Below are 23,899 nucleotides of genomic sequence, written 5' to 3' on the forward strand. Positions count from 1 at the left end.
GACTAACCTATGCCTCCGACCTGCGGTGTCCAATGAAATCCGCCTTGATGCTGTAGATTTTCCTTCCGAAATCGTCGGTGGTCTCTTCTACGGATTTCAGACGAAAAGCAGCTCCCCGGGGCATGAGGAACTCCCCCTCATACTGGTCATGCATCAGATGACCCTTGGTCCCTTTTGGAAGCTCGAACTGCAGAATGAGCTGATGCTCCTTCTCCTTGGAAAAACTGACGGCGACCTCTTTGTTCCACGTCACGGACGTGTAGCCCTTGTCGCTTAGGATTTTCGATTTTCCGGCCTTCAGATCCTTCAGGTAGCGGTCGGGATTCGTGGTCCCGATCCCTCGGTACATCGTCATACTTGCAGGTAGCTCACCCTCCGCAGCGGCGGCATCCACCTGCTTAATTTTGGCTTTTATCGACTCGCTCACCGCCTTGTCCTTGCGGAAATGGTCGTTCATCGCGTCGTAAGAGGCCCCCTGATAGGCCAGGACAGCAGTCGCCTGTTCCTTCGAGAGCCTGTGCTGCCTAGCGTAATGGGACATCAGCCCGTTGGCGAAGCTGGGGTTGGCCTGGTCTATCTCGATGCGCTCGGGGCGGCCTTTGGCGTCCAGCCCTTTGGCCTTCCACAGCGCTGTCCTGGCCTCCTCATCGGACGGGGCCTCCTTCTGCTCGTTCCACGGTTTGCTCGACTCCCCGTACCGATGGAGCGCATCCAGGGTCACGTCCTGGCTCCCGGTCAGCTCCGTCGGCGTGTGTGCAACATGCTTGGTTGGCGAGGGCTTCGTGAAGGTCACCTTCGCCCCGGATTTATCTTTGGCGAAGGTCGTGGACGCTTCATCAGCCGAACTGAAGCGCCCGAACTCGTCACGGTAAGGGTTGTTCTTGCGGAGCCAGAAATAGTTCACCTAGACGCCCTCACTCGTGGAGCATCCGATATACCGGTCGCCTTGCCTCGTGGTGGGCGGCAAGCTCCCGCCGGGCGGCTTCCAGAACCTCGACCTCTCTTGGGTCGAGGATGCTCTCGTGCCGGCGGGCAATCAGGTAGAGATCGTCGGCTCGCATGTCGGGGCTTCCGAATACGAGAGGGCGTTCCTTGCTCATGGCCGAACTCCGGTAGAGCCCTTATGCTAAGGAAACGGAGCTTGGTGGGGCGGGTGCCTGGCCGGGCGTGGGTGGTAGTGGAGCCGGAAGCGGTATGTCGGACCTAGACGAGATCAAAAACCTGCCGTTTGAAGAGGCCCTGAGCCAGCTCGAGGGCATCGTTAAGTCTCTTGAAGGCGGCAAAAGCACCCTGGCTCAAGCCATCGGCGAATATGAGCGAGGCACCGCACTGCGTCGGCACTGCGAGGCCAAGCTGGCGGAAGCGGAGGCCAAGGTGCAGGCGGTTGTCGAAGGTGCCGGCGGCCTCTCGCTTCGAGACGTCGAATAGGTCAGACGGACGCCGTCGCCAGGACTTCGAATTCCTCGCGGTGCAGGTAGGCGATGCCTGCCTTGAACGTGCAGCGGTAGCCCAGCTTTCCGGCACCGTTGCCAACGACAGCCCGACTGTCGGAAATTGTGCCGGTGTCGTCGCGCATGACGCCGTTCCACAGCGCATTGCCCGTGTACTGGATCTTAGTGCCGATCGGCAGGATGTCGGCCATTAGGAGGTCTCCCCTGCCATCGCGTTGGCCCGGTCGGCAGCCTTCGCAGCTTCCCGAGCCAGGCGTCGGCGCACGCTGCCTGGGACACTCGCGCGGGTGTTGGGATCGGCCGGGCGGGGCAGCAGGGCCGCGCTCTCTTGGGACCGCTGGCGGGGCAGCTCCTCTCCCTGGGTCACGCGAGGCTCGGCCACGCGAACCATGGCAAGGCCTGGCATGGCGAGCACCGCCCCAAGCATGCCCAGACGTCGATTGCTGATCATGAGATAGGCCCTCCTTGGCCTCGGCTTTTGCGTAGCTGGGCCTCCTGCATGAGCAAGAGAAAATTCGTAGTGCACCTGGGTGCACGGCGGATTTACGCGATCGCCTGCGATGTCTCGGGTAGGTTTGGGTCTTGGTAGGGGGGCAGCATCATCAGGTCGAACTCGAAGCCGAGGCAGAAGGCGATCTTCTCGATGACGTCGATGTTGCCCGGGGCGGTGCCGGCCTCGATGCGGCGGATGATAGCGCGGTCGATCGAGGTGATGCTGGCGAGCTGTCGCTGACTGAGCCCGGCATTGACCCGCATCTCGCGCAGGCAGGCCCCCCAATTCGAGCTCTTGGAGCCCGTGAGAGGCCGCAACGGTGGGGCCTTGTATCGGATGATTGTGATCATCCTGGATGGGGGAGGGGGCGGGGCGGTGGCCGCGTCTTTGGTGACGTAAATGACCGGCATCGAACGATCTCCTCTCATCCGAAGTCGAGGAAGATGCCCCTCCTTGGGCAATCGTTCTTCCTCTTCGGCCGGACCCTCCATGGCCCCGTGAAGGAGAGTTTTCGGCTATGGTCAGATTTAGCGCCAGCAGACATTCGCGACACTTGCGACACTTGCGACACTAACGTCAAATGGTTACCAGCATATGATCCAGGACAGCACCAAGGAGGGGGCTTCTGATCATGACCAATACTTCAAATGCTGCGACGTTTGGTAAATCAATTCGGCAGGGAGATGTCCTATCCACTGCTCAGGCGGCGGATGTTATTGGGGTCTCTTCCCGCACGATCCTGCGTTATGTCCGGCAAGGAGTCCTGCCTTCAGAAAAGCGAGGCATCCGGGGTATCCTCGCCATACGGCGGGTCGATGCAGAGGCCCTTCGGGTTCGATTAGCTGGTGGGGGGCCGCTATAACGGTTTCTACCCCACTTCCAAATTCCGGCTATACTGATGGCTATACCTGTCTTCGCGTTCGCCGCTTGTTCCGCCTCTTCTGCCTGATATAATCGACTGAAATCGTTGATTTTGGAAGGGAGGTTAGGGGTCGGAAAACGGCCTGGGCGGTTTGCTAAACCGTTAAAGGGAGATAATCCCTTTCGTGGGTTCGAATCCCATCCCCTCCGCCAGTTTTCTTCTCTGAGAAATCTCACGGCGAATTCGAGTGTTCGCCGATTTGCCCCGACGGGATGAGCCGCGGCAGTGCGGGCTCATCATCACCTGTGCAGGGTCAGGAGAGGCGCGTCATCCGGCAATGTCGCGCCTCTCTTATGGGCGGCCGCCGCAGCTTCATCGATCATGTCCTGCCACATCCAAAGCACGCCGATGGCGCCCACGAGGACCGTGCCGAGATGGGCACTCCTGATCAGGAGGCATGCCAGGGCACCGACCGCCAGGATGGCGGTCCAGGTCATCGGTCTCGCCCTGACCCTTCGGAGGGTGGCGGTGAGGAAGCCCTTCGGGCCGCGCCAGAGATTCCGAATGGGTGCCGTCATCATGCTGAGGCGATCGGGAAAATTCATGCGGCGGCCGGGAGCCGCGCTGTCGATTCCAGTCATGTCATTGATCCCTGTGGCCGGACATCTTGGCGTGTCGGGCCACAGGAAGATGGCATTTTTATTTATATTTACAACGTAATATTTGAATTTCAGGGATTAATTTCGGATTTTGATTTATAGTATATTTTTAAATTATTCAGGTTTATAGTGCAATGTCCTGATATCGTTGAGTTTATATTTATTTCAGGTCTGTATCTTTGAGCGAGGAATACGCCCGCGATCGCTTGGCCGGAGTGACGCTCGCCCTGGGCCGCGCCGACCCGCAGCTCCATCCCTTCATTGTTTGGTGTCGAAACGATCTTCGGCACCCAAGTAACGCCGGCACAACCCTCAAACCTGTTTCTGCGTCACCGTCCTGGAACCAATCGCAGTAAAGGCGATGGCCCTCCACTGACCCCGAGTCACGGAGAGGGCTCGGCACGGGCAGCATCTGACCGAGGATGATTGCCGAACGGAGCGCCCATCGATCAGCTCTTCTCGTTGGCGCTTTTTGCCGCCTGACAGCCCGCGGTCTCCGGCCATACCCATTACTGAACACCATCGGGAGAGGTCGGCGTTGGCCGTCGGTATTTGCTGATCTAGGCTCACTCCAACCCGTCCAAGGAAGACCAAGAATGCTCGCGTCCCAGCGCCACCTCTTCGATATCCCGCGCGATGTCGCCTATCTCAACGCCGCCGCCTGGTCGCCATTGCCGCTCGCGGTGCAGGAGGCGGGGCGGATGGGCGTCGGGCGAAAGACCCACCCTTGGGGCGTCGATCCGGCGCTTCCGGGCCGCGTCATCGAACGTGCCCGCACGGCCGCCGCCGCCCTGATCGGCGCCGAGGCCCAGGATGTCGCCGTGATCCCCTCCGTCTCCTATGGCGTCGCCATCGCCGGGAAGGTCTTCGCGCCACCCGCCGGATCCCGCGTCCTGGTCTTCGAGGACGATCATTCCTCGCCCGTGCTGGAATGGCTGGCCCGCGCGCCAGCCCAGGGCTTCACGGTCGAGACGGTGAAACGCCCCGCCGATGGCGACTGGACCGCCGCCGTAGAGGAAGCGATCGCGAAGCCCGGCGCGCCGCTCTCCATCGCTTCCATCTCCAACCTGCATTGGGCCGACGGCGCCCTGCTGGACATGGACCGCATCGCGGCGGCGCTGAAGGCGAAGGGCGCGGCGCTGCTGATCGACGCGACGCATGGCGCGGGGATGATGGACCTCGACGTGAAGCGCCTCGACCCGGATTTCCTGATCTTCCCGACCTACAAATGGGTGCTCGGCCCCTACGGCCGCGCCTTCATCTACATCGCGAAGCGCCATCAGGACGGCGTGCCGCTGGAGCAGACCGGCTTCGGCCGGAAGGGCGTGCTGAACGACCGCGTGCCGTACCTCTCCGACCTGTCCTACGCGCCGACCGCGCGGCGCTTCGACATGGGCGAGCGCGACCATTTCGTCGGGCTCGAGATGGCGGCGGTGGGCCTTGAGCTGATGGCATCCTGGGGGCACGCCGCGATCGGCGAACGCTGCGGGATGCTGACCGCGCGGCTCGAAAAGGGCCTGGCCGAGGCGGGCGCGATCCTGCCGAAGCGGTCGCTGCGCGCGCCGCATATTCTCAGCGTCTCCTTCCCCAAGGGCATGCCGGACGGCTTCATCGAGGCGATGGCGGCGGAAAAGGCCTTCGCCGCGCCGCGCCTCGGCCGGATGCGCATCAGCCCGCATGTCTACAATGACGAGGAGGATGTGGACCGCTTCGTCGCGGCCTATGCGCGCTGCCTGCGCGGTACCGCCGTCGCGGCCTGAGAGGGTCGGGCGGCACTCGGGCGGGGCGACATGAGCGGCCCCGCCTACTTCCGCGCGAGCAGCACGCCCACGACCAGCGCCGGCAGCCCGCACACGGCGAAGCCGAGCCCGTGGCTGCCCGTGAGGTATAGCAGCGCCGAATAGGCCAGCGGCAGCAGCAAGGCGCCGATCTGGCCGAAGGAGAGCACGCCCCCCGTGGCCATGCCGCGCATCCCCGGGGGCGCCAGGCGGGCCGCCTCCGCCAGCAGGACGCCGTGCCAGGACATGGCCGTGGCGCTCAGGCAGGAGGCCACGAAGCCGACCAGCAGCACGGGCCAGAAGGGGCCGTACAGCCCCGTGAAGAGCGCGCTGGCCGCCATGCCGAAGGCCAGGCCCGCCATGGTCGGCCGCGGCGCCAGGCTGGTGCTGCTGAGCCAACCCCAGAGGATGCGGCAGGGCACGGCCACGAACATCGCAACGGAGAAGACGAGGCCGGCCAGCGCCAGGGAGTGCCCGAGCTCGACCAGGTAGACGATGAAGTAGGAGGTGAAGACCGTCTGCAGCCCGTTGAAGGCAAAGCAGGCCAGCGAGAGGTTGCGCAGCTCGTTCGTGGCCAGCACGGAGGTGAAGGTGGTCCGGAAGTCCGAGAAGTGGAAACGCCGGCTCGGCACGCGGTCCGAATCGAACTCCTTCCGCGTGAACTGAAGCAGGACGGCGAAGACCAGGCAGCCGATGGCACCGGCATTGAGCGCGGCGCTCCAGCCCGCGCTGTGCGTGATCGCCGGGCCCAGGAGGCCGGCCATCAGCAGCCCGGCCGGCACGGCGGTCTGCTTCACCGAGAAGACGAGCGGCGCGTAGCGCGGCGGCGAGTAGCGCCCCAGAAGGTGCGAACTCGCGGGTGTGGAAATGGCGGAGCCGCCGCCGCCAATGATCGCCGACAGCGCCAGCAGCGCGATAGAGCCGGTGGAGGCCGCCGCCAGGCCGCCGGCCAGCAGCAGCAGCGCCACCTGGCTCATCCGAAGCGCGCCGTAGCGGATGATGAAGCTGCCGCAGCCCAGCTGGAACATCAGCGCTGAAAGCCCGATCAGGCTCACATAGACGCCGACCCAGGCGGTATCGAGCTGCAGGTCAGTGATGATGGCGGGGGCGATCACCGTCGGCAGGTTGCGGCCCAGTGACGCGAAAGTCTGCTGAACGAACATGGCGCCCAGGGCCAGCAGCAGCAGCCTGGCCTCGATCCCGATACGCATCACTGCTCGCTTCTCATGGCCCGGGCCACCCTTGCCTCCCTTCGCGCCGAGGACGATCGCGGGCCCTTGGCGGCCCGTTGCCGATCAGTCGACGGTGATGCGGGCCGTGCGCACCACGGCGGTCCATTTCTCGATCTCGGACCGCAGATAGGCGGCAAGCGCATCGGGCGCGGCGACGAAGGGCTCGAGGCCGAGCTCGCCGAAGCGGGCCTGGAGCTGGGGAAGCGCCTCGCGCACCGCCGCGTCCAGGCGCTCGATGATCGCGCGCGGCGTGCCCGCAGGAGCGAAGAGCGCCGTCCAGACGCCCATCTCGAAGCCCGGCACGGTCTCGGCCACCGTCGGCAGCTCCGGCAGGTTCGCGAGGCGGCGCGCCGAGGTGATGCCGAGCGCCGTCAGGCGCCCCTCGCGGACATGGGGCAGAGAGGAGGGCAGGGTGTCGAACATCAGGTCCACCTGCCCCGCCACCAGGGCGGAGGCGGCGGGCGCCGTGCTGCGGAAGGGCACGTGCAGCAGGTCGACCCCGGCGAGCGACTTGAAGAGCTCGCCGGCCAGATGGCTGGAGGTGCCGTTGCCGCCCGAGGCGAAGGTCAGGACGCCCGGCCGGGCCTTGGCGCGGGCGATCAGCGTCGCGACGTCGGTGATGCCGGTGGAGGGATGGGCCACGAGCACGTTGGGGCTGGTCGCGACGCCGGAGACGGGTGCGAAGTCGGCGACCGGATCATAGGGGAGGGTGCGGTAGAGGCCGACATTCATCGCCTGGGTGCTGATGGTCCCCATCAGCACGGTATAGCCGTCGGCCGGGCTGCGGGCCGCGGCTTCCGTGCCGATGATGCCGCCGGCGCCCGCGCGGTTGTCCACGGAGACGGGCTGGCCGAGGCTCGCGGCCAGGCGCTCGGCCACCAGGCGGGCGGCGATGTCGGTGAAGCCGCCCGGCGCGAAGGCGACAACGAGGCGGACGGGGCGGGTGGGCCAGGCCTGCGCCCGCGCGGTGCCGGCGAAAGGGACGGCCAGAGGGACGGCAAGCGGCGCGATCGCCAACGCGGACAGGATATCGCGGCGATTGGTCATGATACTGTTTCCCCCGGACGTGCGGTTCTTGGCGAACCGGGAGGAACACATCATCCGCCCATCGTGGCAAGCCCGGTGGCCGACAATCGGTCAGCGCTGGAGACGTTGTTTCAGACGACCGTGAAGATGCTGACGAGCAGCAGGCCGAGGATGAGCACGAAGAAGCCCCGGACCGCGTTCATCCATCCGTCGATGCCCTCATAGCGGTCTTGTTCGGGCGGCTTGTCCTCGGAGCTTTGGTGGGGAACCTCGTCGCCAGGGGCCATCGCTCGCTCGCGCATCGCGCCGTCCTCCTCTGACGGTCCCGCGCCATGCGGGGCCAGGGGCTTCAGATAGCCATGCCCGGTCGCACCCCGATCCCGCGAGGAGACGGAATTGTCGCGCCTGTCGCACGCGCGACGAGAGCGATCAGGCCGCGATGGAAATCTTCAATGAAATTGGAATCATTCGGGAAACCTTCTGCCGCCGCATACGTTCGGGCGGGCTGGAGGGACTATGGAACAGACTTTGTGGGAAAGGTCCCGGATCATCGTGTCGATGCTCCGGGCCGAGATCAAACGCCGGGCCCGCCACGCGACCACGGACAGGAAGGAACTGGTCGAGACGGTCCTGAAGGAACGCACGCCGCCCGGATGGCGCTATCAGCTCTATCCGGTGCGGGGCGCAGAGGAGCCGGACTTCCTGCTGATCCCGGCGACTATGGCCTAAGCGCGCAGCACGGGCGGGCGCGCCGACTCGGGCGCCCGCCCGATGACATGAACACCCTGCCGTTTGGCGACGGCAGGGATTACCCCGCGCGGATCAGCCTCACGCGCCGGCCCGCGACGCCGAGGGCGAGCTGCCCCGTCTTCAGGGCCAGCGCATCGGCGCCGAACACCTCCCGCCGCCAGCCGGAGAGCGCGCGGATATCGGGCTCGGTCTCGCTCGCCAGCCGCTCGAGATCCTCGGTATCGGCCAGCAGCTTGGGGGCGACGTTATGCGCCTCGGCGCTCGCCGCCAGCAGCACCTTCAGGAGCGCGACCAGCGCCGGCGAGGCGCCCGCGCCCTTGCGGGCTTCCAGCGGCAGGGGAAGCGCGTCCTCCGGCAGGTTCTTCGCCTCGGCGATCGCCGCCAGCAGCGTGGCGCCGGACTTGCCCTTGGCAAATCCTTCCGAGACGCCGCGCACGCGCGCCAGCTGGTCCACCGTCTCGGGCGCGGAGGCGGCCACCTCGGCCAGGGACTCGTCCTTCACCAGGCGTCCGCGCGGGATGTTGACGCGCTGGGCCTCGGCCTCGCGCCAGGCGGCGGCGGCGCGCAGCACGCCGAGGAAGCGCCGGTTGGCCGATTTGGGCTTCAGCCGTTCCCAGGCCGTCTCCGGCTCGGTGATGTAGGTGGAGGGCTCGAGCAGCGCGTCCATCTCCTGCGCCACCCAGTCGAGCCGGCCTTCCTTCAGCAACCTTTCGCGAAGCTCCAGGTAGACGCGGCGCAGATGCGTCACGTCCCCGGCGGCATAGGCGATCTGCGAGGCCGAGAGCGGGCGCACCGACCAGTCGCTGAAGCGGTGGGCCTTGTCGATGGAGGTGCCGGCCAGGGCGCGGACGAGGCTGTCGTAGCTCGCCTGGTCGCCGAAGCCGGCCACCATGGCGGCCACCTGCGTGTCGAAGAGCGGCTTCGGCACGGCGCCGAAGCGGAGGAGGAAGATTTCCACATCCTGCCGGGCGGCATGGAACACCTTCACGACCGCCGGATCGGCCAGCAGGTCGCCGAGGGGGGCGAGGTCCATGCCCTCGGCCTGGGCGTCCACCACCGCCACGTCCCGCGCGCCGGCGAGCTGGACCACGCAGAGCTCGGGCCAGTAGGTCCGCTCCCGCATGAACTCGGTATCGACGGTGACGAAGGGCTCGGTCCGCAGGCGCTCGCAGAGCTCGGCAAGCTCGGCGGACTGCGTGATCAGGCGGATGGGCGGGTCTTGCATTCGGGCCATGGGCCTGCTTTGCGGCCGGAACGGCCGCTATGCAAGGGTGGGGGCAGGGTCCTGACCCGCAATGGGTTGACAGGCGCGCCCCGGGAAGGCCCTTTCCGCCGTCCATCTTCCCTTTCCGCAGGTCCCCGATGCACGCCTACCGCACCCATACGTGTGGCGCCCTCCGCGCCGAGAATGCAGGGCAGACCGTCCGTCTTTCGGGATGGGTGCACCGCAAGCGCGACCATGGCGGCCTGCTCTTCATCGATCTGCGCGACCATTACGGCCTGACGCAGTGCGTGATCCCCTCGGGCTCCTCCGTCTTCGAGGCGGCCGATGCCGTGCGGGTCGAGAGCGTCATCACCGTCACCGGCGAGATCGTGAATCGCGAGCCGGGCACGGTGAACGACAAGCTCCCCACCGGCGCCATCGAGCTGCGGGTGAAGGAGCTGGTGCTGCAATCCGCCGCCGACGTGCTGCCCTTCCAGGTCGCGCAGGAGCAGGAAGCGCCCGAGGACATGCGCCTGCGCTACCGCTTCCTGGACCTGCGGCGTGAGCGCCTGCAGCGGAACATGATCCTGCGCGCGCAGATCATCGACAGCATTCGCCGCCGCATGATCGCGAGCCAGTTCAACGAGTTCCAGACGCCGATCCTGACGGTGTCGAGCCCCGAGGGCGCGCGCGACTTCCTGGTGCCCGCCCGCCTGCACCCGGGCAAGTTCTACGCGCTGCCGCAGGCCCCGCAGCAGTACAAGCAGCTGACCATGGTGGCGGGCTTCGACCGCTACTTCCAGATCGCGCCCTGCTTCCGCGACGAGGCCGGCCGCGCCGACCGCACGCTGATGTTCTACCAGCTCGACGTGGAGATGAGCTTCGTCACGCAGGAGGACGTCTTCACCACGATGGAGCCCGTCATCCGCGGCGTGTTCGAGGAATTCGCCGCCGGCCGCGCCGTGGATGCCGGCCCCTGGATCCGCATCCCCTATGCCGAGGCGCAGCTGAAGTACGGCTCCGACAAGCCGGACCTGCGCAACCCGCTGGTGATCAGCGACGTCACCGAGCAGTTCAAGGGCTCGGGCTTCGGCCTCTTCGCCAAGATCGCGGCGGGCGGCGGCGTCATCCGCGCCATCCCGGCGCCGGGTGCCGGCGGCAACCCGCGCAGCTTCTTCGACAAGCTGAACGAATGGGCGCGTGAGAACGGCGCCGGTGGCCTCGGCTACATCACCTTCGACGCGGAAGGTCCCAAGGGTCCGATCGCGAAGAACCTGGAGGCTGACCGCGCCGAGCAGATCCGCCAGATCTGCGGCCTGAAGGCCGGCGACGCCGTCTTCTTCGCGGCCGGCAAGGAGGGCGACGCCGCCAAGTTCGCCGGCCAGACGCGCCTGCGCCTGGGCAATGAGCTCGGCATCGTCGAGAAGAACGTGTTCCGCTTCGCCTGGATCACCGACTTCCCCTTCTACGAGCTGAACGAGGAGACCAACCAGGTCGACTTCAGCCACAACCCCTTCTCGATGCCGCAGGGCGAGATGGCGGCGCTGGAAACCCAGAACCCGCTGACCATCGGCGCCTATCAGTACGACATCGTCTGCAACGGCTACGAAATGGCCTCCGGCGCCATCCGCAACCACAAGGCGGAGATCATGGTGAAGGCCTTCGGCATCGCGGGCTATCCGCCCGAGGCCGTGGAGGAGCGCTTCGGCGGCATGCTCAACGCCTTCCGTTATGGCGCCCCGCCGCACGGTGGCATGGCCGCCGGCATCGACCGCATCGTGATGCTGCTGGCCGACGAGCCGAACCTGCGCGAGGTCAACCTCTTCCCGATGAACCAGCAGGGCGAGGAGCTGATGATGGGCTCGCCCTCCGAGGTGGAGCCGATCCGCCTCAAGGAGCTGTCCATCAAGGTGGAGCTGCCGCCGGCCAAGAAGCCGGGCTGAGCCTGAGGCCTGGGATGCGCTCTCCGGCGCGTCCCAGGCTCCCCCGGATCCTGCGCATCGCTGCCAAGCGCCGACCGCGGTCACGCGACGCTTGCCATCCGAACCATTGCGGGCATATACCCGCGATATGACGTCGAGCCCCTGCTACTGCACCGCGCTGAAGGCTGCCTCCCGGCGGCTGGCCGCGCTGTATGACGAGGCGCTGAAGCCCGTCGGCGTCAATATCGCCCAGTTCAGCCTCCTCCGCCGCGTCCGCCGCGCGGAGACCGTGACCCTCACGGAGCTCGGCCGTCTCGCGGAGCTCGACCGCTCCACCATCGGCCGCAATGTCCGCGTCCTCGAGCGCATGGGCCTCGTCGCCCTCAGCCGGGGCGAGGATCAGCGGGAGGCCGTGGTCCGGCTTACACCGGCCGGCCATCAGGCCCTCGTCGACGGCGACCCGCTCTGGGATGGGGTGCAGGACGCGATCGACGCGCGCCTCGGTCCGACCGGCGTGCTGGAGCTGTTCACCACGCTACGAGATTTTTGAATTTTTCAATCGTTTCAGGGTATATACCCGCTTCAGGAGCGACCGGCATGCCACCCAACCCCCAGCGAAGCGGCATCCACTACGGATGGATCGTGGTCGCCGTCACCTTCCTGACCATGCTGGTCACGGCCGCCGCCGTGAGCGCGCCGGGCGTGCTCATCGGCCCGCTGGAGCGCGAATTCGGCTGGACGACCTCCCAGATCTCCACAGCGCTGGCCATTCGCCTCGTGCTCTTCGGCCTGACCGGCCCCTTTGCCGGCGCCTTCATGAACCGGTTCGGCCTGCGCCGGGTCGTCTCCGTCGCCCTGGGGCTGATCGCGACCGGCATCCTCGGCTCGCTCGTCATGACCGAGCTTTGGCAGCTGATCCTCCTCTGGGGCATCGTGGTCGGCTTCGGCACCGGGCTGACGGCGATGGTGCTGGGCGCCACCGTGGCGCAGCGCTGGTTCGTCCAGCGCCGTGGCCTGGCGCTGGGCCTGCTGACCGCCAGCAGCGCGACGGGCCAGCTCCTCTTCCTGCCCCTGATCGCCAGTCTCACGGAGAGCCTGGGCTGGCGCTCGGCGCAGGTGCTGCTCCTCGGCATGCTGCTGCTCGCCGCTGTCGCCGTGCTGTTGCTCATGCGCGACCGCCCTTCGGATCTCGGTATCGCGCCCTATGGCGGGGATGCGGTCGTCGCCCCTCCGCCTCAGCTCGGCTTCGTCGCGATGCTCGCCTCGCCCATCGTGGCGCTGCGCATGGCCTCGCGCTCGTCGACCTTCTGGGTGCTCTTCGGCACCTTCTTCATCTGCGGCGCGAGCACGAACGGCCTGGTGCAGACGCATTTCGTCTCGCTCTGCGGCGATTTCGGCATGCTGCCCGTGGCTGCGGCCGGCGTACTGGCCATGATGGGCATCTTCGACTTCTTCGGGACCATCGGCTCCGGCTGGCTGTCCGACCGCTATGACAGCCGCTGGCTGCTCTTCTGGTATTACGGGCTGCGCGGGCTTTCGCTGCTCTACCTGCCCTTCACGGAGTTCTCGCTCTACGGCCTGTCGCTCTTCGCGATGTTCTACGGGCTCGACTGGATCGCGACCGTGCCGCCCACGGTGAAGCTCGCCGCCGAGCGCTTCGGCGAGAACACCAACCTCGTCTTCGGCTGGATCTTCGCCGGTCATCAGCTGGGCGCGGCCTTCGCGGCCTATGCGGCGGGCTTCACGCGCACGACCTACGAGACCTACCTGCCGGCCTTCTTCGGCGCGGGCGTGCTATGCCTCATCGCGGCGGTGCTGGTCGTCGCCGTGCGGGAGGATCGGGCGCCGGCCCTCAAGGCGCAGACGGCGTAAGCCCCGGCAGCGCGCCACCGGAGCACCCGATCATGCGCGGAAGCATGATCGGGCTCTGACCTAGGCCGGGCGCTTCCAGTCGAAGGGCCGGGGGCGCGGCAGGCGCAGGTTCTCGCGCAGCGTGGTGCCGGCGAATTCCTTGCGGAAGACGCCGCGCCGCTGCAGCTCCGGCACCACGAGCCGCACGAAATCCTCGTAGGCGCCGGGCATATGGGTCGCGGCCAGCACGAAGCCGTCGCAGGCGTCGGTCTCGAACCATTCGGTCATCTCGTCGGCGATCTTCTTCGGCGTGCCGTGGAAGCCCGTGAAGTCGCGGATGGTGCCGCGCCCGCTCACCTCCACGAAATCCGCGACTGTCGGGTTCTTCTTGCCCGAACCCTGCACCACACGATCACGGATGCCCTGCAGGCCTTTGATCCCGGCCAGTTCCTCATCGGTGAAGGGCTCGTCCATGGCCTTGCTCGCGAAGTCGTAGTTCAGTACCTCGGACAGCAAGGCGAGCCCGTCCACCGGCTTCGCCAGCGCCTCGATCTGCGCCTTCTTCTCGGCCGCCTCGTCCTCCGAGGTGCCGATGATGGAGTAGATGGCGGGGCAGACCTTCACCTCGTCCGGGTTGCGGCCCAGGGCGGCGATGCTCTCCTTGAACTCGCGATAGTTCGCGCGCGCGGCCTCGATGTTGCGCTGGGTGATGAAGATCAGCTCGCCCCAATTCGCGGCGAAGGTCTTGCCGCGGCCGCTCTGCCCGGCCTGGAGCAGCACGGGGCGGCCCTGCGGCGTGCGGGGCACGGTGAAGGTGCCCTCCACGTCGTACCAGCGGCCATGATGCTTCAGCCGGCGGACCTTGGTGGGGTCCGCGAAGAGGCCGGTCTCGCGGTCGTTCTTGATCGCGTCGTCGTCCCAGCTGTCCCAGAGCGAGAGGACGATCTCCATGAATTCGTCGGCGCGGTCGTAGCGCAGGTCGTGCTCGGGATGCTCGCTGCGGCCCATGTTGCGGGCCTCGCTGTCGTTGAGCGAGGTCACGACGTTCCAGGCGACCCGGCCGCCCAGCATATGGTCCAGCGTCGCGAAGACGCGGGCGATGTGGAAGGGCTCGTAATAGGTGGTGGAGTAGGTCGCGCCGAGGCCGAGCTTCTCGGTCGCGTAGCCCATCGCGCTGAGGATGGAGACCGGGTCCATCTTCACCACGCGGATGCCGTTGCGCACGGCTTCCGCATGGTCGCGGCCCAGGATATCCGGCATCGCGAGCCGGTCGTCGAAGAAGGCCATGTGGAAGCGGCCGTCCTCGAGGATGCGGGCGATGCGCTGGTAGTATTGCGGCTTGAGGTAGTCCTGCATCGTCTCCGGATGCCGCCAGGAGCCTGCGTAGTTCGAGCAGTTCTGCGCCTGGAGGAAGGCGATCAGGGCCATTTCGCCGCGTCGGGACATTCTCGTTCGTTTCCTCAGCCGTTCAGCGCTTCTGCGAGCGCGACGATATCGGGCGCGGAAACGGGCAGGCTGGCAAGCGGTGCCGGCGTCAGAAGCCTTCGCGCTGAAGCGCGTCCAGCGCCTGGACAAAACCGCGCGTGGAGAAGGGCAGCGCGACCTCGGCATTCAGGGCGTCGCGATACTCCAGCCGCCCCTGGGTTTCGCGGGCGCGCATGCGGGTCAGAATGGCGGCGTTCAGCTCGGCATCGGCCACGCAGCCGCGAGGGCCGCAGGCCTTGAGGGTGACGGCGATCGGCGGCGCGCCATCGGCGAGATTGAGCCGCATCGGCACCGCGATGGTGATGTTCGACGGGATGAGGACGACGAGGCGCGCCGGGTCCTCGCGCTGGATCCGGCCGAGGGCGAATTGCGCCACCGGCTGCCCGCGCTGGTCCTGCAGCGACTGCAGCAGCTCGCAGCCACGGCCCGGCGTGGGCGTCGTGCGGGTCTCGCAGCGCATGACCCAGTCGCCATAGGTGGCGGAGGTGCGCTCGGGCGTGCCGGCATTCGCGGCTGGCGCGGGCGTCGTGGCCGGCCGCGCCGCCGGCGCCGCCGGTCGCTGCTGCGCCCAGGCGGGCGAGGCGAGGGGCAAGGCGAGGCTGGCGAGGAGTACGGCGGCGAAGGGGCGCATCTGAAATCCGGATCCGGTCTGGCCCGCATCATAGCGGCGGATGCCAGGGATGCGGAACGGGCGATCGGCGGGTGCCGCCTACTGAGCCCGAAAGGTTCCCTGGGCCGGCTTGGCGCCGGCCCAGGGCATGGTCGCGATCAGTCGGCGAACTGGCCGGCCGCCTGGATGATCGGGCGCCAGCGGGCGACGTCCGCCTGCCAGAAGGTCCGGTGCGCATCGGGCGTCGCGCGCTCCTGCGCGACGGGCTCGGTGCCGAGGTCCTGGAAGCGCCGCGTCAGGCCGGGGTCGCGGAGCGCGGCCTGCAGCGCGGTCGAGAGGCGCGCCACGATCTCGGGCGAGGTGCCGCGCGGCGCATAGAGGCCGTGCCAGATGCTGATCTCGAAGCCCGGCATGCCGGCCTCGTTGGCGGTCGGCAGGTCGGGCAGGGAGCCGAGGCGGGTCGGCGTCGTCACCGCATAGGCGCGGACGGTGCCGGCGCGGATCTGCTCGGTCGTGTTGGTGGTCTGGTCGCACATCAGGTCGACCGTGCCGCCGACCAGGTCGTTCATCGCCGGGCCCGTGCCGCGATAGGGCACGGTGGTGAGCTGCACGTTCAGCGCCGACTGGAAGAGCAGGCCGCAAAGGTGGCTCGCCGCGCCCACGCCAGCATTGGCGAGGTTGATGCCCTGCCGCTCGCGCCGCACCAGCGTCACCAGCTCCTGGAGGTTGTTGGCCGCCAGGTTCCGCTTGCCGATGATGGTCATCGGCACTTCGGTGATGAGGCCGACCGGCTCGAAACCATTGACCGGATCGTAGGAGAGGCGGCGGTACAGCGTGGGAATGGTGCTCATGCCGATGTGGTGGATGAGCAGCGTGTGGCCGTCCGGCCGGGCGGAGGCGGTACGCTGGGCGCCGAGCGTGCCGCCGGCGCCGCCGACATTCTCGACCACGACGGCCTGGCCCAGGTCACGGCCCATCTGCTCGGCGACGAGACGTGCGACGGTGTCGGTGGGGCCGCCGGCCGCGAAAGGCACGATCACGGTAATGGGGCGGGTGGGGAAAGTCTGTGCGGAGGAATGGTTGGCAACCACGCCCATTGCGAGGGCGGCCAGCGCCGGAAGGATGCGCCGGGAAAGGCGTGACATGTTTTCCTCCATTGGTTGGATAGTTACGGGAAAGTTGTGTCGCCATTCGCGCGGACTTGGCAATGGGTCAATACGGCTGGCGGCGCAGTAATGGATTGTCTATCGCCCCCTTTCGGGCGCGTGACACGGCGAAAGGGCAGCGATGAAGGTCAAAGCGGAGGATTTATTGCATCGCGGTGTCGAGCGGCATCGGGCCGGCCGGATCGAGGAGGCGGAAAGCCTCTATCGGCGCGCCCTGCGGCTGGCGCCCGGGCATCCGGATGCGGAAAATCTTCTCGGCATCTGCGCGCGCCAGCGCGGGGACCTGAAGGCGGCGCTGGCCCATGCCGCCCGCGCCGTCGCCGCCATGCCGGATTCCGCGCTGTTCCAGGCCAATCATGGCGCGACCCTCGCCGAGGCCGGGCGCCTGGGCGAGGCCATCGACGCGCTGGAGCGGGCGCTGTCGCTCAATCCAGCCGATGTCGTGAGCCTGCGGAACCTGGGGCAGGCGATGACGGCGGCCGGCCAGCCTGGCCCGGCCCTGGATCCGCTGCGCGAGGCGGTGCGCCTCGCCCCGCAGGCGCCCGAGGCCTGGCTGGCCCTGGCGCATGCCGCGCGCGAGGCGGGCGCGGCGGAGGAGGCACGGCAGGCTGCCGCCCAGGTGAAGGGACCGCTGGCCGAGCAGGCGGGCTTCCTGCTCGCGGGCCTCGGCGCCGGGCCGGTGCCGGCCCGCGCGCCGGCCGCCTATGTGCGCGAGCTCTTCGACGCCTTCGCGCCCCGTTTCGACGCGGAGCTGGAAGGCGCGCTCGGCTATCGCACGCCGGCGCTGCTGGCCGCGCTGCTGGAGGGCGCTGCCCCGGGGCGCCTGCTGGACCTCGGCTGCGGCACCGGGCTCTCGGGTGTTGCGCTGAAGCCCTTCGCCACGCGGATGGAGGGGCTGGACCTCTCGCCCCGCATGCTGGCCGAGGCGCGCGCGCGCGGCCTCTACGACGCGCTGCACGAGGCGGATCTGCTGGAATTCCTGCCGCGCCGCATCGCGGCCTACGACATCATCGCGGCGGCGGATGTGCTGAACTATCTCGGTGACCTGCGCCCCGCGCTGGAGGCGATGAAGACTGCCCTGCGGCCTGGCGGCACGGCGGTCTTCAGCCTGGAGACCGGCGAGGAGGAGGTCGCGTTGGGCGAGGGCCTGCGATACCGCCACAACCCGGCGCATGCCGCCGGGCTGGCCGAGGCCGCTGGCTTCACGGTCGTCGCCCGGCAGGAGGCGGTGCTGCGCCGAGAGAAGGGATCGGACGTCGCGGGCGTGCTGTTCCGGCTCGCCCGATAGGGCTCAAGCCAACGTCTTCCCGAGGAAGAGGCTGATGGGGGAGGGGCGGTAGGTGCCGAACGGGCCCCGTTCCCCATAGCCGGCGCGCCGATAGAGCGCCTGGCCCTCCGTGTTGCGGATGCCGACCTCCAGGCGGAGGGCGCGGATGCCGGAGGCGCGCGCGGCGGCCTCGGCGCCATGCAGCAGCGCGATGCCCACGCCGCGGCCGCGGAATCCCTCGCCCACGATCATGCGCTTCAGCTCCGCGATCCCCTCTTCGTGATCCAGGAGGAGGCAGCAGCCCGCCGCGGCGCCTTCCAGCCGGGCCATGAGGAGGCGAATGCCCGGCGCGCCGACGGTCTCCGGGTTCAGGGCACGCCGTGGCATATCCGGATAGAGGCGTGCCGCCACCGCATCGGACTGGCGGAGGAGGTCGGCCACCGCCTCCTGGCGCGGGCTTTCCTCCTGGACGGCGATCACGCCCGCCTCAGCCGATCCGCCGCAGCGGGACGCGCCAGGCCAGCACCGTCGCGATGCCCATGATCACGGCGGCGCAGGCGAACATCGCCTTGAAGCCGCCCGCCAGCCCGGCCGCCATGGCGAGCCGGTCCGATTCGGAGAGCAGTGCCAGCGCCTGGCGGCCGCCGCGCATGGTCTCCGCGAAGGAAGCCGCCAGGGGCGGATCGGCCAGAGCGAAGGCGCCGAAGATGACCGCGCTCAGCAACGCCGTGCCCGTTGCGGCGCCGAGGTTGCGGGTGAACTGCACCGAGGCCGTCGCGATGCCCACGCGGCTCACCCCTGCCGCGGCCTGCACGGTGATCTGCACCGCCGGAAAGGAGCAGCCGAAGCCGAAGCTGGCGATCGCCAGGAGCCAGGGCAGCGCGCCCAGCGAGATGTCGTCCAGCGTGAAGGAGAGCAGGCCGAGCGTCAGGCAGCTCAGCCCCAGGCTGATGGAGGGCAGCAGCATGTTGCGCCCCGTCCGCGCCAGGAAGTTCCCCGAGACCAGCGCGCCGAGGCCGCCGCCCAGGCTGTTCGGCAGCAGCATGGCGCCCACCGTCGCGATCGGCACGTCGCGGACCACGGTCAGATAGAGAGGCGCCAGGGAGATGATGGCGACCATCACGCCGGCCACGCAGGCCGAGAGCAGGTTGGTCCGCCAGATGACGGGGTGGGTGAAGAGCCAGAGCGGCAGCAGCGGGTCGGCCGCGCGGCGCTCGGCGCGCAGCAGCAGCAGCAGCGCGCCCACCGCGATCGCGAAGAGGGGGGCGGCCACCAGCAGCGCATCGACGCTCAGCCGCTGCAGCCGGTCCATCGTCAGCAGCAGCGCCAGCACGAAGAGCGTGAAGAGCAGGGTACCCACCGCGTCGAAGCGGAAGGAGCCGCTCTCCGCGCCATGGCGCGGCAGGCGCAGGGCGGCCACGACCCCGACAGCCACGAAGGGCAGCCCGGTCAGGAAGACCCATTGCCAGCCCCAATGCTGGGTCAGCCAGCCGCCGGCGAGCGGCCCTGCCGCGGCCGCGCTCATGAAGCAGGCGACGAGATAGGCCTGGTAGCGTCCCCTCTCGCGGGGCGGCACGCTCTCGCCGATCAGGGCCATGGCGAGGGTCAGCAGCGCCCCGCCGCCGAAGCCGTGCAGGATGCGGGCTGCCAGCAGCGCCTCGAAATTCGGCGCGAAGCCCGCGGACAGCGATCCCAGCGCCTGCAGGCCGAAGGCCACGAAGATCATGCGCCGGCGCCCGAAGGCGTCGCCGAGCTTGCCGAAGACCGGCGCCGAGATGGTGGCGGCGACCAGATAGGCGACGACGACCCAGGAGATGCGCTCCACCACGCCGAAATGCCGGGCCATCGCAGGCAGGGCCGTGGCGGTGATGGTCTGGTCGATCGCCGAGACGAAGATGGCCACGGCGATGCAGGGGAAGGCGCGGAAGAAGGCCGCGCGCGCCGAGAGCGCGTCCGTCATGGCCGGGGGCGCCCGCCGCAGCCGGGGCGGGGAGAATCGGGCATCACCGGCCGTCCCTCAGACCACCGCGTGGCGGCCCATCTCCAGGAACTTCTCGCGGCGGCGTGCCTTGAGCGTCGCGCCGTCCAGCGGCAGCAGGGGTTCCAGCGCGGACCAGACGGCATTGCCCACGGCCTCGAGCGTCGCGCCCTGGTCGCGATGGGCGCCGCCCAGCGGCTCGCCGATCACGGCGTCGATGAGGGCGAGGCGCTTCAGGTCCTCGGCGGTGAGCTTCAGCGCCTCGGCCGCCGTGGGTGCCTGGGCGGCGTCGCGCCAGAGGATGGAGGCGCAGCCCTCGGGCGAGATCACCGAGTAGATCGCGTGCTCCAGCATCAGCACGCGGTCGGCGGCGGCCAGCGCGATGGCACCGCCCGAGCCGCCCTCGCCGATGATGGTGGCCACGAAGGGCACGGGGGCCGAGAGGCCGGCCTCGATCGAGCGGGCGATGGCCTCGGCCTGGCCGCGCGCCTCGGCCTCGATGCCCGGGAAGGCACCGGAGGTGTCGACGAAGGAGAGAATCGGCATGCCGAAGCGGCCGGCCAGCTCCATGATGCGGCGGGCCTTGCGGTAGCCCTCCGGCTTGGCCATGCCGAAATTGTGCTTCACCCGCGTGTCGGTGTCGTGGCCCTTCTCGGTGCCCAGCACGGCCACGGCGCGGCCGCGGAAGCGCCCGAGGCCGCCGATGACCGCCGCGTCGTCGGCGAAGGCGCGGTCGCCGGCCAGCGGCGTCCATTCGGTGATGAGGGCCGAGACGTAGTCCAGGCACTTGGGCCGGTCCGGGTGGCGGGCGACCTGGGCCTTCTGCCAGGGCGTGAGCTTGGCGTAGGTCGCGGCGAGGAGCTTCTCCGCCTTGTCGCGCAGCTTCGCGACCTCGTCGGCCACGTCGATACCGCCCGCATCGGTGGTCCGGCGAAGTTCCTCGACCTTGCCCTCGAGCTCGGCGATCGGTTTCTCGAAATCCAGGAAATGGCGCATGGTCGGCCCGTCTAGCCCAAAGCCGGTTCGGCGGAAACAGGGCGGGCGTATTGGCGGGGCCAGCGGGCGGCCATAGAGTGCCAGCCCTTCGACACCCGTCAGGATTTCACCATGCCCGCGTTTGCCGCCCGCCTCGCCGATGTGAAGGTTTCCGCCTCGGTCGCCATGTCGATCAAGGCCCGCGAGCTGGCCGCGAAGGGCATCAAGGTCATCGGCCTCACCACGGGCGAGCCCGATTTCGACACCCCCGCCCATGCCATCGAGGCCGCGCACCAGGCCGCGCTGAAGGGCGACACGAAATATCCCCCGCAGGGCGGCACGCCGGCGCTGAAGGCCGCCATCCAGCGCAAGTTCAAGCGCGACAACAACCTGGACTACACGGCCGACGAGATCCTCGTCACCAATGGCGGCAAGCAGGCCATCTTCAACGCCTTCATGGCGACGGTGGACCCGGGCGACGAGGTGGTGATCCCCGCACCCTACTGGATCAGCTATGCCGACATGGCGAAGGTGGCCGGCGCCGTCCCCGTGACGGTGAGCTGCCCGCAGAACAACGGCTTCAAGCTGCGCCCCGAGGACCTCGAGGCCGCCATCACCCCCAAGACCAAGTGGGTGATGCTGAACTTCCCCAACAACCCGACCGGCGCGGCCTGCTCGCGGGAGGAGATGAAGGCGCTGGCCGAGGTGCTGCTGAAGCACCCGCATGTCTGGGTCATGACCGACGACATGTACGAGCACCTTGTCTATGACGGCTTCGAGTTCTGCACGATCGCCGAGGTGGAGCCGCGGCTGAAGGACCGCACGCTGACCGTGAACGGCGCCTCTAAGACCTATGCCATGACCGGCTGGCGCATCGGCTTCTGCGGCGGCCCGGCGGGGCTGATCAAGGCCATGTTCAACATGCAGGGTCAGGCGACCTCGGGCGTCTCGACGGTCGGCCAGGCGGCGGCCGCCGCGGCGCTGGACGGCCCGCAGGACCTGGTGGCCGAGCGCGCGGCCCAGTACCGCGCCCGGCGCGACCTGGTGGTCGAGCTGCTCAACCAGGCGCCCGGCGTCGTCTGCCACAAGCCGGAGGGCGCCTTCTACGTCTTCCCGAACGTGGCCGGCTGCCTTGGCAAGACCAGCAAGGGCGGCAAGAAGATCGAGAGCGACACGGACTTCGCCTTCGCCCTCCTCGAGGAGGCGCATGTGGCCGTGGTGCAGGGCGCGGCCTATGGCATGTCGCCCTATGTCCGCATCAGCTACGCGACCGATATGGACAGCCTGCGCGAGGGCTGCACGCGGATTCAGGAGTTCTGCAAAGGGCTCTCCTGATGACGGTCAGCGCCATCACTCTGCGCGCCGGACGTGACGACGACACCGCGGCCTATATCCGGCTGATCGGCGATGCCTGGGGCGAGTTCCCCGGCGTCGTCTTCGACGTGGATGCCGAGCTGCCGGAGCTGCGCTCACTCGCCACCTATTTCTCCGAGAAGGGCGGCGCGCTGTGGCTGGCCGAGGGGCCGGACGGCCCGCTCGGCATGGTCGCGACCCGCCCCCTACGGGAAGACGGCGCCTGGGAGATCGGCCGGATGTACGTGGCCGCCGAGGCGCGGGGCACCGGCCTCGCCCATCGCCTGCTCGACACCGCCGAGGCCCATGCGCGGGCCGCGGGGGCGGAGCGCATGGTCCTCTGGACCGATACGCGCTTCAACGCGGCGCATTCCTTCTACGAGAAGCGCGGCTATGTCCGTCAGGGCGCCATCCGCATCCTGGACGACCTCTCGAAATCGCTGGAGTTCCGCTACGCCAAGCCGGCGCAGGGCCTGGTGGTCGAAGCGCTCGATGCGGCGGCGGCGGCGAGTGCCGAGCGCCGCTTCTCCGAGATCCTGATCGCCTGCGTCGCGGCTGGCGCCTCGGTCACCTATCTGGCGCCGCTCTCGGTGGAGAAGTCGCGCGCGCATTGGAAGCGCATTTCCTCCGAGGTCGCGCAGGGGCATCGCGTCCTGCTCGGCGCCTGGCTCGAGGGCGCGCTGGTCGGCACAGTTCAGCTCGACCTCGCGACGCCGGAGAACCAGCAGCATCGCGCCGAGCTGGTGAAGCTGCTGGTGGATCCCGCCTTCCGGAATCGCGGCGTCGGCGAGGCGCTGCTGCGGCGTGCCGAGCAGACGGCGCTGCGCCTCGGCCGGCGGCTGCTCACCCTGGACACGCGCGCGGATGACGAGGGCGAGCGGCTCTATCGCCGCCTGGGCTGGACCGAGGGCGGCTGCATCCCCGATTTCGCGCAGGACGCCTCGGGCGCGCTGCGCGCCACGCGCTTCTTCTTCAAGCGCCCGGGCTGATCCCCCGCAGGCGCCGGGACCGGGGCGATCGTCCCGGTCCCGTTCGACGGCTTATCGCTTCCCACGATGTTATCGTTGTAGGCTTCCTGCGCCGCGCCACACCAAGCTGGCGAAAGCGAAGGAGATCCATCACATGCGCCTTTTCCGATTTGGCCTGGTCGCAGGGCTTCTGGTCGCCGCCCCGGTCCTTGCGCAGACGCCGTCTGCCGCCGGCGCCGCGCCCCAGGGGGCCTCGATCACCCGCACCATGACCGCGACGGCCACCGTGGAATCGATCGACCGCACGACGCGCCAGATCATCCTGCGCCGCGAGGACGGGAGCCTCGAGACCGTCGTGGCCGGGCCGCAGGTGCGCAACCTCGCCCAGGTCCATGCCGGTGACACCGTGGTGCTGGAATTCGGCGAGGCGCTGATCGCGGCGCTGGCCAATCCGGCCGATGGCGCGGGGCCGGTCGGCGCCGGCGAGGCGGCGGCGCGCACGGCGCCCGGCCAGCGCCCCGGCGTGGCGGCGGCGGAGGGCGTGCGCGCGCGCGTCACCATCAATTCCGTGAACCGCCGCACCGGCGCCGTGACCTTCACGGGCCCCGCGGGCGAGCAGCGCACGGTGCGTCCGCAGAATCCGGACATGGCCGCCTTCGCGCGCTCGCTGCGCGCCGGCCAGGAGGTCGATATCGTCTATGGCCGCAGCGTCGCGCTGCGCGTCGAGCCGATGCGCCGGTGATCCCAACCGGCCGGGGGGGGGGGGGGGGGGCCCCCCCCCATGGCTAGAAGGCCGCCTGAAGGCGCGTCATTCCAGCCCGCGCCTCCTCCGCCATGCGGCGCACCACCTCACCCGCCGGCAGGATGCC

At 68.6% G+C, this 23,899-nt stretch carries 27 protein-coding genes and 1 tRNA gene; 12 read left to right on the forward strand and 16 right to left on the reverse strand.

The annotated features are described in order from the left end of the window. Positions 1 to 7: 7 nt before the first annotated feature. Both KHU32_RS23475 and KHU32_RS15715 read right to left on the reverse strand, forming a co-directional pair. Positions 8 to 904, reverse strand: a complete 897-nt coding sequence (locus tag KHU32_RS23475; RefSeq protein WP_213671105.1) for an ADP-ribosyltransferase — start codon at positions 902 to 904, stop codon at positions 8 to 10. A 10-nt stretch (positions 905 to 914) separates the two neighbouring features. Continuing rightward, entirely contained in the window at positions 915 to 1,100 is a 186-nt protein-coding gene (locus tag KHU32_RS15715; protein WP_213671106.1) for a hypothetical protein, read from the reverse strand. Positions 1,101 to 1,194: 94 nt separating this feature from the next. Between KHU32_RS15715 and xseB the strand changes: the two genes are divergently transcribed. Further along, on the forward strand, positions 1,195 to 1,428 hold the full coding sequence (xseB, locus tag KHU32_RS15720; protein WP_213671107.1) for an exodeoxyribonuclease VII small subunit: 234 nt from the start codon (positions 1,195 to 1,197) through the stop codon (positions 1,426 to 1,428). Position 1,429: 1 nt separating this feature from the next. On the opposite strand, the gene KHU32_RS15725 is transcribed toward xseB, so the two are convergent. From KHU32_RS15725 to KHU32_RS15735, 3 genes are all read right to left on the reverse strand, one after another. Then, positions 1,430 to 1,642 carry a hypothetical protein gene (locus KHU32_RS15725; protein ID WP_213671108.1) on the reverse strand — a complete coding sequence of 71 codons (213 nt, stop codon included), beginning with the start codon at positions 1,640 to 1,642 and terminating at the stop codon, positions 1,430 to 1,432. Further along, complete coding sequence (locus KHU32_RS15730) at positions 1,642 to 1,902, reverse strand: hypothetical protein (RefSeq protein ID WP_213671109.1); 261 nt, start codon at positions 1,900 to 1,902, stop codon at positions 1,642 to 1,644. The genes KHU32_RS15725 and KHU32_RS15730 overlap by 1 nt, the downstream gene beginning before the upstream one ends. A 92-nt stretch (positions 1,903 to 1,994) precedes the next feature. Further along, positions 1,995 to 2,354, reverse strand: coding sequence for a helix-turn-helix domain-containing protein (locus KHU32_RS15735; RefSeq protein ID WP_213671110.1), 360 nt, complete (start codon positions 2,352 to 2,354; stop codon positions 1,995 to 1,997). Between the two features lie 221 nt (positions 2,355 to 2,575). Here KHU32_RS15735 and KHU32_RS23560 point away from each other — a divergent pair, with 221 nt between their 5' ends. Together KHU32_RS23560 and KHU32_RS15745 are read left to right on the forward strand one after the other, a co-directional pair. Then, positions 2,576 to 2,806 (forward strand): helix-turn-helix domain-containing protein, encoded by a 231-nt coding sequence (locus KHU32_RS23560; protein ID WP_213671111.1) that lies wholly within the window; start codon positions 2,576 to 2,578, stop codon positions 2,804 to 2,806. 113 nt (positions 2,807 to 2,919) lie between these two features. Continuing rightward, positions 2,920 to 3,018 (forward strand) — tRNA-Ser (locus KHU32_RS15745). An 87-nt stretch (positions 3,019 to 3,105) separates the two neighbouring features. On the opposite strand, the gene KHU32_RS15750 is transcribed toward KHU32_RS15745, so the two are convergent. After that, a complete protein-coding gene (locus KHU32_RS15750; protein ID WP_213671112.1) occupies positions 3,106 to 3,303 on the reverse strand; it encodes a hypothetical protein in 198 nt (65 codons plus the stop codon). A 758-nt stretch (positions 3,304 to 4,061) separates the two neighbouring features. Here KHU32_RS15750 and KHU32_RS15755 point away from each other — a divergent pair. Then, on the forward strand, positions 4,062 to 5,225 hold the full coding sequence (locus KHU32_RS15755; protein ID WP_213671113.1) for an aminotransferase class V-fold PLP-dependent enzyme: 1,164 nt from the start codon (positions 4,062 to 4,064) through the stop codon (positions 5,223 to 5,225). Between the two features lie 44 nt (positions 5,226 to 5,269). Here the strand turns inward: KHU32_RS15755 and KHU32_RS15760 are convergent, their stop codons facing one another. From KHU32_RS15760 to KHU32_RS15770, 3 genes are all read right to left on the reverse strand, one after another. After that, positions 5,270 to 6,454: an MFS transporter gene (locus KHU32_RS15760; RefSeq protein WP_213671114.1), complete on the reverse strand. Its 1,185-nt coding sequence runs from the start codon at positions 6,452 to 6,454 to the stop codon at positions 5,270 to 5,272. Positions 6,455 to 6,538: 84 nt separating this feature from the next. After that, on the reverse strand, positions 6,539 to 7,522 hold the full coding sequence (locus KHU32_RS15765) for a Bug family tripartite tricarboxylate transporter substrate binding protein (protein ID WP_213671115.1): 984 nt from the start codon (positions 7,520 to 7,522) through the stop codon (positions 6,539 to 6,541). 110 nt (positions 7,523 to 7,632) lie between these two features. Further along, on the reverse strand, positions 7,633 to 7,803 hold the full coding sequence (locus tag KHU32_RS15770; protein WP_213671116.1) for a hypothetical protein: 171 nt from the start codon (positions 7,801 to 7,803) through the stop codon (positions 7,633 to 7,635). A 214-nt stretch (positions 7,804 to 8,017) separates the two neighbouring features. Between KHU32_RS15770 and KHU32_RS15775 the strand changes: the two genes are divergently transcribed. Next, positions 8,018 to 8,230, forward strand: coding sequence for a hypothetical protein (locus KHU32_RS15775; protein ID WP_213671117.1), 213 nt, complete (start codon positions 8,018 to 8,020; stop codon positions 8,228 to 8,230). Between the two features lie 79 nt (positions 8,231 to 8,309). Here KHU32_RS15775 and rnd read toward each other — a convergent pair whose 3' ends face one another. After that, complete coding sequence (rnd, locus tag KHU32_RS15780) at positions 8,310 to 9,485, reverse strand: ribonuclease D (protein ID WP_213671118.1); 1,176 nt, start codon at positions 9,483 to 9,485, stop codon at positions 8,310 to 8,312. 128 nt (positions 9,486 to 9,613) lie between these two features. Between rnd and aspS the strand changes: the two genes are divergently transcribed. The 3 genes from aspS (at position 9,614) to KHU32_RS15795 (ending at position 13,249) form a co-directional block, all read left to right on the forward strand. Next, complete coding sequence (aspS, locus tag KHU32_RS15785) at positions 9,614 to 11,398, forward strand: aspartate--tRNA ligase (protein ID WP_213671119.1); 1,785 nt, start codon at positions 9,614 to 9,616, stop codon at positions 11,396 to 11,398. 127 nt (positions 11,399 to 11,525) lie between these two features. Then, positions 11,526 to 11,927 carry a MarR family winged helix-turn-helix transcriptional regulator gene (locus KHU32_RS15790; protein ID WP_213671120.1) on the forward strand — a complete coding sequence of 134 codons (402 nt, stop codon included), beginning with the start codon at positions 11,526 to 11,528 and terminating at the stop codon, positions 11,925 to 11,927. Between the two features lie 47 nt (positions 11,928 to 11,974). Next, positions 11,975 to 13,249, forward strand: a complete 1,275-nt coding sequence (locus KHU32_RS15795; RefSeq protein WP_213671121.1) for an MFS transporter — start codon at positions 11,975 to 11,977, stop codon at positions 13,247 to 13,249. Between the two features lie 60 nt (positions 13,250 to 13,309). Here KHU32_RS15795 and KHU32_RS15800 read toward each other — a convergent pair whose 3' ends face one another. The 3 genes from KHU32_RS15800 to KHU32_RS15810 form a co-directional block, all read right to left on the reverse strand. After that, complete coding sequence (locus KHU32_RS15800; RefSeq protein ID WP_213671122.1) at positions 13,310 to 14,674, reverse strand: LLM class flavin-dependent oxidoreductase; 1,365 nt, start codon at positions 14,672 to 14,674, stop codon at positions 13,310 to 13,312. Between the two features lie 88 nt (positions 14,675 to 14,762). Further along, positions 14,763 to 15,344, reverse strand: coding sequence for an invasion associated locus B family protein (locus KHU32_RS15805; protein WP_213671123.1), 582 nt, complete (start codon positions 15,342 to 15,344; stop codon positions 14,763 to 14,765). Positions 15,345 to 15,481: 137 nt separating this feature from the next. Beyond that, complete coding sequence (locus tag KHU32_RS15810) at positions 15,482 to 16,468, reverse strand: tripartite tricarboxylate transporter substrate binding protein BugD (RefSeq protein ID WP_213671124.1); 987 nt, start codon at positions 16,466 to 16,468, stop codon at positions 15,482 to 15,484. Positions 16,469 to 16,610: 142 nt separating this feature from the next. Between KHU32_RS15810 and KHU32_RS15815 the strand changes: the two genes are divergently transcribed. Then, positions 16,611 to 17,777 carry a tetratricopeptide repeat protein gene (locus tag KHU32_RS15815; RefSeq protein WP_213671125.1) on the forward strand — a complete coding sequence of 389 codons (1,167 nt, stop codon included), beginning with the start codon at positions 16,611 to 16,613 and terminating at the stop codon, positions 17,775 to 17,777. Between the two features lie 3 nt (positions 17,778 to 17,780). Here KHU32_RS15815 and KHU32_RS15820 read toward each other — a convergent pair whose 3' ends face one another. From KHU32_RS15820 to KHU32_RS15830, 3 genes are read right to left on the reverse strand one after another with little or no spacing between them, the layout of a single operon-like run. Continuing rightward, positions 17,781 to 18,236 carry a GNAT family N-acetyltransferase gene (locus KHU32_RS15820; protein ID WP_213671126.1) on the reverse strand — a complete coding sequence of 152 codons (456 nt, stop codon included), beginning with the start codon at positions 18,234 to 18,236 and terminating at the stop codon, positions 17,781 to 17,783. Between the two features lie 7 nt (positions 18,237 to 18,243). Further along, complete coding sequence (locus tag KHU32_RS15825; protein ID WP_213671127.1) at positions 18,244 to 19,716, reverse strand: MFS transporter; 1,473 nt, start codon at positions 19,714 to 19,716, stop codon at positions 18,244 to 18,246. 57 nt (positions 19,717 to 19,773) lie between these two features. Continuing rightward, positions 19,774 to 20,730: an acetyl-CoA carboxylase carboxyltransferase subunit alpha gene (locus KHU32_RS15830; RefSeq protein WP_213671128.1), complete on the reverse strand. Its 957-nt coding sequence runs from the start codon at positions 20,728 to 20,730 to the stop codon at positions 19,774 to 19,776. A 111-nt stretch (positions 20,731 to 20,841) separates the two neighbouring features. Between KHU32_RS15830 and KHU32_RS15835 the strand changes: the two genes are divergently transcribed. The 3 genes from KHU32_RS15835 (at position 20,842) to KHU32_RS15845 (ending at position 23,772) form a co-directional block, all read left to right on the forward strand. Then, positions 20,842 to 22,044 carry a pyridoxal phosphate-dependent aminotransferase gene (locus tag KHU32_RS15835; RefSeq protein WP_213671129.1) on the forward strand — a complete coding sequence of 401 codons (1,203 nt, stop codon included), beginning with the start codon at positions 20,842 to 20,844 and terminating at the stop codon, positions 22,042 to 22,044. Further along, the gene (locus tag KHU32_RS15840) at positions 22,044 to 23,051 is read left to right on the forward strand and encodes a GNAT family N-acetyltransferase (RefSeq protein WP_213671130.1); all 1,008 of its coding nucleotides are present in this window, start codon (positions 22,044 to 22,046) and stop codon (positions 23,049 to 23,051) included. The genes KHU32_RS15835 and KHU32_RS15840 overlap by 1 nt, the downstream gene beginning before the upstream one ends. Before the next feature lie 133 nt (positions 23,052 to 23,184). Beyond that, complete coding sequence (locus KHU32_RS15845; protein WP_213671131.1) at positions 23,185 to 23,772, forward strand: hypothetical protein; 588 nt, start codon at positions 23,185 to 23,187, stop codon at positions 23,770 to 23,772. Positions 23,773 to 23,899: the final 127 nt, after the last annotated feature.

The organism is Roseococcus pinisoli, assembly GCF_018413645.1.
Lineage (GTDB): Bacteria > Pseudomonadota > Alphaproteobacteria > Acetobacterales > Acetobacteraceae > Roseococcus > Roseococcus pinisoli.